Origin of the sequence: Tepidibacillus infernus, from assembly GCF_048898065.1 — a bacterium.
GTDB classification, from domain to species: domain Bacteria; phylum Bacillota; class Bacilli; order Tepidibacillales; family Tepidibacillaceae; genus Tepidibacillus_B; species Tepidibacillus_B infernus.
This window is the reverse complement of the sequence record NZ_JBLWFI010000001.1, coordinates 898,682-913,256: the sequence shown is the minus strand read 5'-3', so window position 1 is coordinate 913,256 and position 14,575 is coordinate 898,682. Positions and strand designations below refer to the sequence as shown.

Sequence of the window (14,575 nt, the reverse complement as noted above, 5' to 3'; positions counted from 1 at the left end):
ATAAAACCAAATGTAGATTTATTTTGAGCTACAGAAGAAGTAGCTCTATTTTTTTGTGCTCTAAAAACTTCAAAACACTTAATACCTGCGTAAAAAATGGATGAGTGGATATAATGAATTTGAAAAAAATTGCAAAGGGGAAGTGTACTTGTGCCTACTAATCGATTAATCTATGAAAAATCTCCTTATTTGCTCCAACATGCGAATAACCCTGTGAATTGGTTTGCTTGGTCAGATGAAGCCTTTAAAAAGGCGCAAAACGAGAACAAACCAATTTTTCTTTCCATAGGTTATAGCACATGCCATTGGTGTCATATTATGGCTCATGAATCGTTTGAAGATGAAGAAGTGGCTTCAATGTTAAATAAGCATTTTGTTTCCATTAAAGTAGATCGGGAGGAAAGGCCCGATGTAGATCATATTTATATGACGGTTTGTCAAGCTATGACAGGTCAAGGTGGATGGCCACTAACCGTTATCATGACGCCAGATAAAAAACCATTTTTTGCAGGAACCTACTTTCCTAAAAAGGAGAAATATGGCCGACCTGGTTTAATGGAAATTATCTCCCATATAGCGGAGAAATGGGAACAAGATTGCGATGGTTTATTGAAAACAGGGGATCAATTGGTAGATGCAATTAAACCTAATTTAAATGACTTTGTAGCAGGTCAAATCAGTGAAAAGGTTATTCACATGGCCTATGAACAATTTTCCCAACAATTTGATGAAACTTATGGTGGTTTCGGATCTGCTCCTAAATTTCCAACACCGCATAACCTTTTGTTTCTACTCCGTTATTGGAAAAAATATAGAGATGAGAAAGCGTTACATATGGTAGAAACGACATTACAGGCCATGCATGCAGGTGGTATCTATGACCATATCGGCTTTGGTTTTGCGAGATACTCTACCGATAATAAATGGCTGGTTCCCCATTTCGAAAAAATGCTTTATGATAATGCTCTTTTAGCATACACCTATCTAGAAGCTTATCAGGCAACAAAAAACAAAGAATACGCCCGTATAGCAGAAGAAATACTGGAGTATGTTTTGCGGACGATGACTCACTCGGAGGGAGGTTTCTTTTCTGCTGAAGATGCCGATTCAGAAGGGATAGAAGGAAAATTCTATGTCTGGACGCCTGAAGAAGTGGTTAAGATTTTGGGTAAAGAAGAAGGAAATCTATTCTGTAAGGTATATGACATCACATTTCAAGGTAATTTTGAAGGACACAGTATCCCTAACCTTATTCAACAATCATTAGAAGAAATTGCAAAGAATGAAGGAATTCGGGTTGAAGAACTAAAACAACGGATAGATGTTTCCCGTAAAAAGCTTTTTGAAGTACGAGAAAAAAGAATTTATCCCCATAAAGATGATAAAATTTTAACATCGTGGAATGGGATGATGATCGCTGCTTTTGCAAAAGGAGCTAAAGTTTTAAACCGCACTGATTATAGCGAAGTTTCAGCAAAAGCGATTCGCTTTATCCTTGAACATTTACAAAGAAATGATGGTCGTTTACTTGCGCGTTTTCGAGAAGGTGAATCTGCTTTTCTGGGTTATCTTGATGACTATGCGTTTTTGATCTGGGGATTGATCGAACAATATGAAGCGACTTTTGAAGTAAGCTATTTGACAGATGCACTTAAATTAAACAGACAGATGAAAGATTTATTCTGGGATAATCAAAAAGGGGGTTACTTCTTTTACGGAAGTGATGCAGAAGAATTACTTGCAAGACCTAAGGAGATCTACGATGGGGCTATTCCTTCTGGGAACTCAGTAGCAGCAGTTAATTTATTACGATTAGCACGCATAACAGGAGATCCTCAATTAGAAGAAGATGCTAATACCCAATTAAAAGCATTCGCTGGATCTATTGAACAATATCCACGTGCATATTCATATTTTTTAACTGCGATCCAATTTGCCCTTTGGCCAACAAAGGAGATCGTCATCGCCGGGGAATTAGAGGATGAACGAACAATGGATCTGTTTAACATCATTCGTGATACTTACTTACCAGAAGCAGTAGTTCTTCTCCATCCAGATGGAAAAGGAAGAGAAGACATAGAAAAAATTGCTCCTTTTACCAAGGACCAGAAGAAAAAAGATTCAATGCCCACAGTCTATGTGTGTGAAAATTATGCTTGTCAAGCTCCTATAACAAGTAGCGAAAAATTATACGAATTGCTTAACTCTTAAAAAGATTTTATATAACACAACATGTGTTCCTCATTTAGTCTAGATATGAATGGGAACACATTTTTTATGCTTATTTCCTACAGTTTCCACATTGCAAATAGTGCGAAAGTGGTTAAAATAAGAACGGTAGATTCTTATTACTAAGAGAAAGGATTAGGATCATGAAAAAAAAGATCATTGCCAGCTTTGTATTTTTTTTAATTATAGGAATCAATGTTAAAGCATTTGCACATGTCAAATGGTTTAATGTTTCCGATCCAGTGAAAGTGCCACTAGAAGAAATCATTACCCCTGCTTTTATGATTACTGCAATGATAACTGCTATCATATTGGCGATTTTATCCCAAGCTACACCTTATTTAATGAAGTTTCCTTTTGCAAAAAAATTAGATAAAAGGCTTGAATCCTTTAAAAAATGGATTCCTTTTATTTTACGATACGGACTAGCTTTGGCACTTTTGATTCAAATCTTAAACCTGAGTATATTAGCTCCAGATGTCCAGTTGAACAGTACGATGAAATGGATTGGAATTTTAACCATGATCATGTTGGCCATCCCATATCATCTGGCAACAAAAATAGCCTCCCTCTTGATTTTGATCTTATTTGGGTTATCCGTCGCTCAATTAGGCTGGTTTTCCATGTTAGACTACGGGTTTTATTTGGCGATTGCATATGCTCTCTTTACGATGAATACCAAATGGAAAGATACAGGTACACCAGCTCTTTATTTGGGAACAGGGTTATCTCTTTCGTGGGTTGCTGTAGAAAAATGGGTTTTCCCAGGAATGAGCACGGGAATTGTAGAACACTACCAATTACCAACGTTTGGCTTTAGTCCAGAAATGTTTGTGATGTTAGCTGCCTATATTGAATTTGTTGTAGGATATCTATTAGTTGTAGGGATCCTCAATCGATTACTTGCTTTAGTTGTCACTTTATTATTTATATTAACAACAAGTGTTTTTGGTGGAGTGGAGGTAGCAGGCCATTTTATTGTTCATATTATTCTTATCATCTTTATTATTGAAGGGGTAGGTTATTACAAACCACCAATCGATTATCACAAACGGAGAATAGATAAACTCATCTTTGTGGTTTTTAACTTTATTTTTGTATTAGCCACCATGATAATGATTTATTATCGTTTTGCATAATTAACTTTGTTAATAAGAATCATTTCCGGTTGAGGGAAATGATTCTTTTTTTGTGGGATAATATGGAGTAGTAAATATCTTTTTCATAAGAAAGGAAGAAAGAACAGAATGTTCAAAGACAAAATCGTAGTCATTACTGGAGCATCAAGTGGAATTGGGGCAGAAATTGCAAAGCAGTTAGCTGAAAAAGGGGCCATTCCCATCTTAACTGCTCGCTCGTTAGAAAAACTACAAAAGGTTTCAACTAAATTATCAGGTGCCCATGAGATATTTCAGCTTGATGTCACTTCAACAGAACAGGTTTTCAAAGTGATGAATCAAATTGTACAAAAATACGGTAAAATTGATATTCTGATCAATAATGCAGGTTTTGGAATCTTTGATCGATTTGTAGATGCCTCCATTGAAGATATTGAAGAGATGATGAATGTCAATTATATGGGAATGGTTAGGTGCACAAAAGCTGTATTACCGATCATGTTAAAACAAAAAAATGGCCATATCATCAACATCGCTTCGGTCGCTGGAAAACTAGCAACAGCTAAAGCAAGTGGCTATTCGGCAAGTAAGTTCGCTGTAATCGGCTTTTCAAATGGATTACGTCATGAGTTGAATGGAACTGGTGTTTATGTCTCAACGCTGAACCCAGGACCCATTGATACTCCGTTTTTTGATCGAGCTGATCCATCAGGTCACTATGTAAAACAAGTGAAATGGTTGATGTTATCCCCTGAAAAAGTTGCTAAAGAGGTTTTAAAAATGATGATCGATAAAAAGCATGAAAAAACGATTCCTAGTTTGGCTAACATCGGGGTTAAATTATATCATTTATTTCCGAAAATCTTTGATAAATGGATAGCAAAACAAATGAATCGAAAGTAGTAGTGTAACATATAATTGCTATTGGCAAAGGAGTGAACTTTTTTTCACTTTCCTCTGTCATTTAAGTGAATAAAAAATCATGCAGCAATGAGGGAGGAGAATATCTTGCTAGATATCTTTCTTAAAATCGTTGAGTTTCTCGGACAATTAGGCTATTGGGGTATTACCATAGGGATGACATTAGAGAGTGCAGCTATTCCTATCCCAAGTGAACTTATCTTACCATTGGGTGGATTTCTTGTTTATCAAGGAAAGCTTACATTACTTGATGCGACAATTGCAGGTGTACTAGGTGGTTTATTAGGATCTGTTTTATCTTATGGGATCGGCCGTTGGGGTGGACGACCTTTTGTTTTCAAGTACGGAAAATATATTTTTTTAAATGAGCATGACTTAAATAAGGCAGAGCGTTGGTTTGAACGATATGGTGAATGGGCTGTTTTATTTAGTCGATTACTTCCTGTCATCCGCACATTTATCTCTATTCCAGCTGGTATGGGACGAATGGGATTTGGCAAATTTTTAATCTTTACCTTTGTTGGTTCTTTACCATGGACCTATGTATTCATTTATTTAGGTTATCGTTTTGGTGAACATTGGCTGCAAATAGATGAAATGATTCGACCATATTCTACAACCTTTGCTATTTTCATTGGAATCATTTTATTATTACTATTAACCTTACGTATCCAAAAAAAACTTAAAAAACAAATGTAAAATCATTGGTAAATTTATCACTCTACTATGTTATAATTTAAAAAATATCTTTCAATTCAATCTATTCTAAATAAAAATAATAGTAGAGGTGAAAGTTAAAATGAACTACGATCCACTTTATCATCCTTATTCATCACAAAGAATGTCTGTCTATGCGAAAAATGGAATGGTCGCAACCTCACAACCACTCGCTGCACAAGCTGGTTTAGAGATCTTGAAAAAGGGAGGAAATGCAATAGATGCTGCTATTGCAACAGCCGCTTGTTTAACCGTGGTTGAACCTACTTCCAATGGAATTGGAGGGGACGCTTTTGCCCTTGTTTGGACAAAAGGGGAATTACATGGTCTTAATGCTAGCGGGCCAGCACCAATACAAATATCTGCAGACAAAGTAAAAAAGGCTGGATATGATACGATGCCTAAATATGGCTGGTTACCTGTTACCGTACCTGGAGCACCCTCAGCCTGGGCGGCTCTCTCTGAACGCTTTGGTAAACTTCCTCTTACTGAAGTTCTTAGACCAGCTATAGAATATGCTGAAAAAGGTTACCCTATTTCCCCGATACTAGGAAAGTATTGGAACAGAGCATATCAAATCTACAAAGAAAATTTGAAAGAAGAACAATATCAATCATGGTTTGAGACCTTTGCTCCTGATGGAAAGGCTCCACAAATTGGCGAAATTTGGCGTTCACCTAACCATGCGAAAACGTTAATGTCAATTGCCGAAACTAAATCAAATTCTTTTTATCGTGGAGAAATAGCTGAAAAGATTGATCAATTTTCTAAGCAATACGGTGGTTATTTAACAATAGAGGATCTTGAAAGCTTCAAACCAGAATGGGTTACACCAATCAAAGTGAATTATCGCAGGTATGACGTTTGGGAAATTCCGCCTAATGGTCATGGGCTTGTTGCTTTAATCGCCCTTAATATATTAAAAGGATTTGAGTTTACCGAGAAGGATACAGTAGATACCTATCATAAACAAATTGAAGCGATGAAACTTGCCTTTGCTGATGGGCAGAAATATATTACTGACCCAAGAAAGATGAAAGTAAAAGTAGAAGACTTACTATCAGATGCCTATGCAGAAGAAAGAAGAAAATTAATTGGCAACAACGCTTTGCTGCCTATTGCTGGCCAGCCCCCTAAAGGTGGAACGGTTTATTTGGCAACGGCAGATGGAGAAGGCAATATGGTTTCTTATATCCAAAGTAACTATATGGGCTTTGGCTCAGGTTTAGTGGTACCTGGAACAGGAATTGCTTTACAAAATCGTGGCCATAATTTTTCCCTTGACCCAGCTCATGACAATTACTTAGAACCTGGTAAAAAGACATACCATACGATTATTCCCGGATTTTTAACAAGAAATGGTCAACCAATTGGTCCATTTGGTGTCATGGGTGGCTTTATGCAGCCACAAGGACATGTTCAAGTGATCATGAATACCATAGATTTTCAGCTTAACCCACAAGCTGCACTAGACGCACCTAGATGGCAATGGATGGAAGGGAAGGTTATAGAAGTAGAACAGCAAATGCCAACCCATCTTGTAGAGGCTTTGGCAAGAAGGGGGCATTCTATAAAATGGGCATTAGGAACAGGTGGCTTTGGCAGAGGACAAATCATTTGGAGAAATAAACATGGTGTTTTAGTCGGAGGGACTGAACCAAGAACAGATGGAACAATTGCTTCTTGGTAAAATGATTTAGTAGTCAGTTTACACTTTTATTGATAATAGAAAAGAATAATAAATAAAGAACTTGTTATTTTAACTATAATGTGGTACCTTATATAAGCCTAATAGATTGTGGAAAGCATTTTCTGCCATTTGACGGATAATGCTTTTTTTCTTTTAAGAGATGAAAAAATAGTACATGATATAGATATGAGAGTTACAAAAGGAGTTTGATGTAAAATGACAACATTTAGTGAATTTGGCTTAAGTAACAACCTAGTACAATCGATCAATAACATGGGTTTTGAAGAACCAACACCTATTCAAGAGAAGACAATTCCATTAGCTTTGGAAGGAAAGGACCTCATTGGACAAGCCCAAACTGGGACAGGAAAAACGGCTGCATTTGGAATCCCCTTAGTAGAAAAAGTGTCAATTGATGTAGAACAGATCCAAGGGATTGTAGTTACACCGACAAGAGAATTGGCGGTACAGGTAGCGGAGGAATTAAATAAGATTGGGCAATTTAAAAAAATTCGTACATTACCGATCTATGGTGGACAAGATATCAATAGACAAATCAAAGCTCTAAAGAAACGCCCGCAAATTATCGTTGGCACTCCTGGGCGTTTAATTGACCACATCAATCGAAAAACCATTCGTTTACAACAAGTTTCTATGGTCGTATTAGATGAAGCAGACGAAATGCTAAACATGGGCTTTGTTGAGGATATTGAAGCTATTCTTCAAGAAATACCAGAAACAAGACAAACTTTACTCTTTTCAGCGACAATGCCTAAGCCAATTCAAGCACTTGCTCAACGTTTTATGAGAGATCCAGAAATCATCAAAATTAAAGCTAAGGAAATTACTGTTCCTAGTATTAAGCAAGAATACGTTGAAGTGCATGAAAAACAAAAATTTGATGTCCTTTGTCGGCTATTGGATATAGAATCTCCTGAATTAGCTATTGTATTTGGCAGAACAAAACGACGTGTAGACGAGCTTTCGGAAGCATTAAATAAACGTGGTTATTCTGCAGAAGGAATTCACGGTGATTTAACACAAGCAAAGAGAGATTCTGTTTTACGTCAATTTAAAGACGGAACCATTGAAGTCTTAGTAGCCACTGATGTGGCGGCAAGAGGGCTAGATATTAGTGGAGTGACTCATGTCTATAATTTTGATATTCCTCAAGACCCAGAAAGCTATGTCCATCGTATTGGGAGAACAGGTAGAGCAGGAAAAGCAGGTCTAGCAACAACTTTTGTAACACCAAGAGAAATTGAACATTTAAAATTTATCGAACATATGACGAAACATAAAGTAGAACGTCGATCCGTCCCTACTCTAGCTGAAGCATTAGAAGGACAGCAACGAATTACCATGGAAAAGCTATTACGTGTTATCGAAGAGGAAGAGATTCAGCAATACCGTGGTTTGGCAGAGGATTTATTAAACGAAACCGATTCTGTTAGCCTTTTATCCGCTGCATTAAAACTTTTGACAAAAGAGCCCAATCAAACCCCAGTTAAATTAACAGAAGAAGCACCTCTTCGTGTAAAAAAGGTTAAAACGGAACAAAGGCCCCAAAATAAAAGAGGAAAGCGAATTCCAAAAGGGAATTTTGAACAGAGAAGTAGAAATCATTCATCACCTAGAAGAAAAAAAGGCAAATCAAAATAAACATATTAATTAATAAAGAGGCTCCTTTTTAGGAGTCTTTTTTCATGGAAAAAACTTTTTTATCGTTTCTTTTTGACTTAAACATAGTATACTTGTATTTGTTGTCACACTACATAGAAAAAGGTGAAGTTCTTGAGAAAAGGATTACATACCATGACGATCCTAAAAAACTATCCAAAAGAGGCCTTATTTTTTATCATTGCCAGTTTTATTAATTCCATGGGCAGTGCCTTAATGTGGCCTCTTACTACCTTATATGTACATAATGTATTACATCGGTCTTATGGGGATGCAGGCTTTGTATTATTGCTACAGTCACTGGCAGGGATTATTGGCCAAATTGTGGGAGGCTCTATGTTTCATAAGCTTGGGGTAAAAAAGCTGATTGTTGGTTCTCTCATTTTGACCTCTATCGCACAAGTTTCAATTATCTTTATCTCTAGTTGGACGATTTATATGGCTACTCTCACTTTCCTAGGATTTCTGATGTCGATTACCATGCCAGCAATCAACGCATTTATTGGCTTCCACTGGAAGGAGAAAACACGTGAATTATTTAACGTGGTTTATGTTAGCAATAATGTAGGGATGGCCATTGGTTCGACTCTTTCCGGGATCCTTGCAACCATTTCTTTTCATTTAATCTTTCTATTCAATGGACTCACAACCTTTGGATTTGCCCTATTCTTTTTATTTCTTTTAAATAAAGTAACGTTAAAAGATACACAAATCTATTCTTTAGGTCAACAGTCACAACAAGTGATGCAAACACCAAAAGAGTTATTATTTGATTATAAAATGTATTTATTTATTGGTTTAGGCTCTCTGTTTGTTTGGTTCTCTACTTCTCAGTGGAGTTCCGGGATTGCACCATACTTGGATGAACAAGGATTTAGTATGGCTAGATATAGTTTCTTATGGACGATCAATGGCATTGTCATTTTTGCAGGTCAACCCTTTACAAGCTTTTTAAATCGAACGATTATTAAATCGTTAAGTTCTAGACTTGTTGCAAGTGCTCTGTTTTATGCAATTGCTTTTGTCTTTATGGTTTTTTTCCATCATTACTATCTAGATTTTATTATTGGAATGATCATTGCAACCATCGGGGAAATGCTTATTGCCCCAACGATTCCTGCCTTTATTACTGAAAGAACTGGATTAGCTGCCCCTTTTTATTTAGGAGTCGTAGGTGGCTTTGGTAGTTTTGGACGTCTTTTAGGTCCCTATATTTTTGGGAATATGTATGATTATTATGGAGTTATACCAATTCTTACCTTGGCAGCAATTACTTCAAGCATTGCTGTTTTACTATTTCTTATCCATGCATCCTATCATAAAGAGGGGCTTGAACAACTAACATCTTAACCATATTTTTTGTATTACTATTTGAAATCTGCTATAATTCATTATCAGTTATAGTTTTTCAGTTTTAAGAGAGGCGATTGATATGCAAAAAAGACCAGAAGATATAAAAGTAATCATGGGTATGTCTGGTGGAGTAGACTCTTCTGTAGCCGCATTATTATTAAAACAGCAAGGCTACGATGTGATAGGAATTTTCATGAAAAATTGGGACAGTACAGATGAATTAGGGTATTGTACGGCTGAAGAAGATTTTGAGGATGTAGCAAGGGTCGCTACCCAAATTGGAATCCCATACTATACAGTAAATTTTGAAAAAGAATACTCTGAAAAAGTATTTGCTTACTTTTTAGATGAATATAAAAAAGGGAGAACTCCTAATCCTGACGTCATGTGTAATCGAGAGATCAAATTTGGGGAATTTTTAGAAAAGGCGTTAGAGCTAGAGGCCGACTATATTGCAACTGGCCATTATGCACGTGTGGATTATATTGATGGAGAGCACAAATTATTACGAGCTGCTGATCAAAGGAAAGACCAAACCTATTTTCTTAACGCATTAAATCAATATCAACTTTCTAAAACGATGTTTCCTCTAGGTCACTTAACCAAACAGGAAGTAAGGAAAATAGCAGAGGAAGCTGGGCTAGCAACTGCTAAGAAAAAGGATAGTACGGGGATCTGTTTTATTGGTGAAAGAGATTTTAATGAATTTTTAGGAAGATATCTACCTGCCCAACCTGGAGAAATAAGATCTTTAGATGGTGAATTAAAGGGAAGACACCATGGGTTAATGTACTATACCTTAGGCCAAAGGAAAGGTTTAGGCATCGGTGGTTCAGGAACAGGTGAACCATGGTTTGTCGCGGAGAAAGATTTAGAACATAACATCCTTTATGTTGTACAGGGTGAAAACCATCCAAGTCTATTCTCAAAAGGTTTATTTGCGACAGATGTGAACTGGATCAGTAAACAGAAACCTGAACAAGAGTTTAAATGTACAGCTAAATTTCGTTATCGTCAACCTGACCAAGGCGTACGTGTACGTATTCAAACAGATAAGACCTGTGAGGTAATCTTTGATGATCCACAAAAAGCGATTACTCCTGGACAAGCCGTTGTATTTTATGATGGAGAAGTTTGCCTTGGCGGGGGTACGATTGATAAAATCTATAAATAAGTCATAAATGTCTACAAATAAAAAGGGGAGTTATGAGATGGTAAAGAACGCGCTATCCCAATAACTACCCCTTAACTATATTTTGCTATTTTTTAATGTTAATGAAAGTATAACTTTCTTTCCTTAGAAGAAATACACGGACAACGGAGCGCGTTGGAATATACAAACTTATCTTATTTATCCCCTTCTTCAGGAACAATACAGATGAATGTAAATGTTTCTGAACCTCGATTGGAAAATTGGTGGACCTTATTTGGTGGAACAAAGGCAAATGAACCTTCTTCAACCTCGTAATCCTTTCCATCAATATGTAGGATTCCTTTCCCTTGAATCATATAATTGATATGTGGCCAAGGATGACTATGTTTAGGTGAATGTCCACCTTCTCCCAAATCAAATACTCGCATGACATAACCTTCCCAACCCTCTGCTGGTGAAACCAAAACTTTTTTTAAAACTTCTTTGGCATCAGGATGATCCATTTTCATTGTTTTTAACTCCCGAAGATGAGATACAATCATTACGCTTCCCCCTTTATATAAACTTACATCTATTATAAACCCTACCTAGATTTTAAGAAACATTTAATGGCTTAAAAAGACTAGCTGGATAAAAAAGAGAACTGCAAATAAAAATAAAATTGGGTGTACTTCTTTTGCCTTGCCTCGTATCACTTTTAACACAGGATAAACAATAAAACCAATTCCAATTCCAGTTGCAATGCTATAGGTTAACGGCATAGTAACAATAACTAAGAAAGCAGGAAAGGCATCTTCTAAATCGTGCCAATCAATTTTTCTTAACCCATTCATCATGAAGAAGCCAACGATGATCAAAGCAGGTGCAGTTACTGCTGGGATGCTTGCTAGTAATTGTGCGATTGGTGCAAAGAATAGAGTCACAAGCATTAGTATGCTAACGAAAACGGCGGTGAGTCCAGTTTTTCCACCAACAGCAACTCCGGAAGTGGATTCAATATAGGCTGTCGTTGGACTTGTCCCCATTAAAGCACCAAAAGTAGCACCAAAAGCGTCTGCTAAAAATGCAGATCTTGCCCTAGGAAACTCCCCGTCACGCATTAACCCTGCCTGTTCCGCAACACCTAGCATCGTTCCCGTCGTATCAAAAAGGGTAATTAAAAGAAAAGTAAAAATAACCGTATATAATCCATGCTCAAATATTCCGCCTAAATCCATTTGAAACGCAGTTTTTGAAAGTCCAGTTGGCATCGCAAAAATCGTTTCGGGTATTGAAACGTGTCCAGATATCCAAGCGAGAAGGAAGGTAATAATCATCCCAATAAATAATGACCCTTTTATATTGTACGCCATTAAAATCAAAGAGATGGTTAACCCAATGATGGATAAAAGAGTCATTGGCTTAGAGAAATCACCAATTGTGACCAATGTTGCAGGGGAATCAACAACAATTTCAGCATGTTGTAGACCAATGAAGGAAATGAATAAACCAATTCCTGCTGTAATGGCATATTTTAAATTTTTAGGAATTGCATTGATTAAGATATTTCGAAAGTTAGTGACAGAAAGTAAAACAAATAAAATTCCAGCAACCAAGACAGCACCTAATGCAACCTGCCATGGAACACCATTGCCTTTTACGATCGTATAAGTAAAATAAGCATTTAACCCCATACCTGGAGCAATTGCAATAGGATAATTTGCAAATAAACCCATAATTAACGTCGCTAACATACTTGTAATAATCGTAGCAATAAATACAGCATTAAAATCCATTCCTGCATCACTTAAGATGGCAGGATTCACGATAACAATATATACCATTGTCAAATATGTAGTTAACCCAGCTAAAAATTCTGTAGAAACGGTTGTACCCCGTTCCTGAAGTTTAAAAAAATGATTCAATTTAATCACCTCAACGCTTTGTCTTAGTAAAGATAAGTAATCACAAACATGTTCATTATATGAAAGAATAATCCCGTCATCAACATTTTTGTTTAATATAGATGTTCATAAAAACGAAGGTTCATTGTAAAATTAAATGCAACAACAAATATATAGAAAACGCCATGGTAAATCCGTTATGATTAAGTTGACCAAAACCATACATAACAGGAGGATTTACCGATGGCTTATTCTAATCATAACACAAAGAAACGTCATTTCAAACATCTCACTCCATATGGAGCGAGGTCAAATTCAAGTGCTACAAAAAGAAGGAAAAACCCTTCAAGAGATTGCAGATCTTCTTGGTCGCCACAAATCTACGATTTCTCGAGAATTGAAGCGAGGAACTGTTATTCAGCGTCGTTCTGACTTATCTGAGTATAAGACCTATTTCCCGGAAACAGGACAAGCACGTTATGAAGCCAACCGCTTCCATTGCGGGGCTAAATATAAACTCGTCCAAGCATCTGATTTTATTCGCTTTGCCGTAGAGAAAATACAAAAAGAACATTGGTCTCCTGATGCCGTCTGCGGCTTTGCTAAGGCAAATCAACTCTTTGGGGTCGTTGTATGCACAAAAACGCTCTATAACTACATCGATCTTGGTGTACTACCTGTGAAAAATATTGATCTGCCTTTAAAAGTAACAAGAAACACAAAGAAAAAACGAAACCGCGTCAATAAGAAGATCCTTGGAAAAAGCATTGAACAACGCCCTTCTCACATTAACGAACGCACAGAGTTTGGACACTGGGAAATTGATACAGTTTTAGGCAGTCGTCAAAAAGGAGCTGTCCTCCTTACCCTAACTGAGCGCATGACTCGCAAGGAAGTGATCATGAAAATCGATCAAAAGACAACGACTGCGATCCATCATGCAATACAAGGGGTACCGCCAACAAAACGCGAATTTCGTACGCTAAGTATTATTTATAATTATAACAAGCATTGGTAATATTTACTGTATAGTCCCTTTCTAAACGTGAAATGCATTGATGTTAGTATAGTTTCATGGACACAACTTAGTTAAGTCCCTTACAATAAAAACGGGAGAGGATGTGTCCAATATGAAACGCAAAAAATTCAATGATGACTTTAAGAAAACGATTGTGGATTTGTATCATTCAGGCACTTCTGTCAAAGATCTGTGTAGCGAATATGGCGTATCAGAGGTTACGGTCTACAAATGGATTAAACAATATACCCCAATTGGAACAGGAGACGAGGCAATGACTCCAAAAGAGGTAGCCGACATGCAAAAGCAAATGCTCCGCCTCCAACAGGAGAATGAAATCTTAAAAAAGGCTATAGCCATATTCTCCAAAAAGTAAGTGACACAGAATTGACAGAATTGATTGATAACCATAAATCAGATTATGCTGTCCACACCTTGTGTGAGGTGTTGGGCATTCCAAGAAGTACTCCACGAGGAGAGCAAACAGCGTTACGGTGCTCCCAAAATCCATTATCTCCTGAACCAAGAAGGTTATAAGGTCAGTCTTAAGCGTGTCCAGCGTTTGATGAGAAAGGCAGATATCCGTTCCATTGTGAAGAAAAAATATAAGCCTTATCCGAGTAAAGAGAAGGTTGTGGAACGTGACAATCTGTTGCAACAGGATTTCTCTACCAACACCATGAATGAGAAGTGGGTGGCAGATATTACGTATATCCATACGCTTAAAGAGGGTTGGTGTTACCTGGCTTCTGTAATGGATTTACATACACATAAAATTGTTGGTTACTCTTTTGCAAAATCGATGACAACAGA

At 36.9% G+C, this 14,575-nt stretch carries 10 protein-coding genes and 2 pseudogenes; 10 read left to right on the top strand and 2 right to left on the bottom strand.

Translation table 11 applies throughout. The features are described from left to right. The first annotated feature begins 150 nt into the window (after window positions 1-150). The 8 genes from TEPIDINF_RS04665 to mnmA all read left to right on the top strand — a co-directional run bounded on the left by TEPIDINF_RS04665 (window position 151) and on the right by mnmA (window position 10,882). Window positions 151-2,211 (top strand): thioredoxin domain-containing protein, encoded by a 2,061-nt coding sequence (locus tag TEPIDINF_RS04665; protein ID WP_421691434.1) that lies wholly within the window; start codon window positions 151-153, stop codon window positions 2,209-2,211. Between the two features lie 161 nt (window positions 2,212-2,372). After that, the gene (locus TEPIDINF_RS04660) at window positions 2,373-3,368 is read left to right on the top strand and encodes a DoxX family membrane protein (RefSeq protein ID WP_421691433.1); all 996 of its coding nucleotides are present in this window, start codon (window positions 2,373-2,375) and stop codon (window positions 3,366-3,368) included. Between the two features lie 108 nt (window positions 3,369-3,476). Continuing rightward, window positions 3,477-4,250, top strand: a complete 774-nt coding sequence (locus TEPIDINF_RS04655; RefSeq protein WP_421691432.1) for an SDR family NAD(P)-dependent oxidoreductase — start codon at window positions 3,477-3,479, stop codon at window positions 4,248-4,250. 105 nt (window positions 4,251-4,355) lie between these two features. Beyond that, the gene (locus TEPIDINF_RS04650; protein WP_421691431.1) at window positions 4,356-4,967 is read left to right on the top strand and encodes a DedA family protein; all 612 of its coding nucleotides are present in this window, start codon (window positions 4,356-4,358) and stop codon (window positions 4,965-4,967) included. A 100-nt stretch (window positions 4,968-5,067) separates the two neighbouring features. Continuing rightward, window positions 5,068-6,675 carry a gamma-glutamyltransferase gene (ggt, locus tag TEPIDINF_RS04645; RefSeq protein ID WP_421691430.1) on the top strand — a complete coding sequence of 536 codons (1,608 nt, stop codon included), beginning with the start codon at window positions 5,068-5,070 and terminating at the stop codon, window positions 6,673-6,675. 216 nt (window positions 6,676-6,891) lie between these two features. After that, a complete protein-coding gene (gene cshA / locus TEPIDINF_RS04640; protein WP_069797967.1) occupies window positions 6,892-8,337 on the top strand; it encodes a degradosome RNA helicase CshA in 1,446 nt (481 codons plus the stop codon). Between the two features lie 132 nt (window positions 8,338-8,469). Beyond that, window positions 8,470-9,705: an MFS transporter gene (locus TEPIDINF_RS04635; RefSeq protein WP_421691429.1), complete on the top strand. Its 1,236-nt coding sequence runs from the start codon at window positions 8,470-8,472 to the stop codon at window positions 9,703-9,705. Between the two features lie 82 nt (window positions 9,706-9,787). After that, window positions 9,788-10,882: a tRNA 2-thiouridine(34) synthase MnmA gene (gene mnmA / locus TEPIDINF_RS04630; RefSeq protein WP_068724214.1), complete on the top strand. Its 1,095-nt coding sequence runs from the start codon at window positions 9,788-9,790 to the stop codon at window positions 10,880-10,882. A gap of 173 nt (window positions 10,883-11,055) precedes the next feature. Here the strand turns inward: mnmA and TEPIDINF_RS04625 are convergent, their stop codons facing one another. Both TEPIDINF_RS04625 and TEPIDINF_RS04620 read right to left on the bottom strand, forming a co-directional pair. Further along, window positions 11,056-11,403, bottom strand: a complete 348-nt coding sequence (locus tag TEPIDINF_RS04625) for a cupin domain-containing protein (protein WP_068724212.1) — start codon at window positions 11,401-11,403, stop codon at window positions 11,056-11,058. A gap of 63 nt (window positions 11,404-11,466) precedes the next feature. Next, window positions 11,467-12,765: an NCS2 family permease gene (locus TEPIDINF_RS04620; RefSeq protein WP_069797965.1), complete on the bottom strand. Its 1,299-nt coding sequence runs from the start codon at window positions 12,763-12,765 to the stop codon at window positions 11,467-11,469. Between the two features lie 222 nt (window positions 12,766-12,987). On the opposite strand from TEPIDINF_RS04620, the pseudogene TEPIDINF_RS04615 reads away from it, so the two are divergent. Together TEPIDINF_RS04615 and TEPIDINF_RS04610 are read left to right on the top strand one after the other, a co-directional pair. Next, window positions 12,988-13,699 (top strand): annotated as a pseudogene (locus TEPIDINF_RS04615) (IS30 family transposase); the annotation flags it as partial. A 175-nt stretch (window positions 13,700-13,874) separates the two neighbouring features. Further along, window positions 13,875-14,575: pseudogene (locus tag TEPIDINF_RS04610) on the top strand (IS3 family transposase); the annotation flags it as partial.

Coding starts and splice junctions, on each gene's coding strand:
- ggt (WP_421691430.1), top strand. CDS start 5,068: ATGAACTACGATCCACTTTATCATCCTTATTCATCACAAAGAATGTCT.
- mnmA (WP_068724214.1), top strand. CDS start 9,788: ATGCAAAAAAGACCAGAAGATATAAAAGTAATCATGGGTATGTCTGGT.
- TEPIDINF_RS04625 (WP_068724212.1), bottom strand. CDS start 11,403: ATGATTGTATCTCATCTTCGGGAGTTAAAAACAATGAAAATGGATCAT.
- TEPIDINF_RS04660 (WP_421691433.1), top strand. CDS start 2,373: ATGAAAAAAAAGATCATTGCCAGCTTTGTATTTTTTTTAATTATAGGA.
- cshA (WP_069797967.1), top strand. CDS start 6,892: ATGACAACATTTAGTGAATTTGGCTTAAGTAACAACCTAGTACAATCG.
- TEPIDINF_RS04655 (WP_421691432.1), top strand. CDS start 3,477: ATGTTCAAAGACAAAATCGTAGTCATTACTGGAGCATCAAGTGGAATT.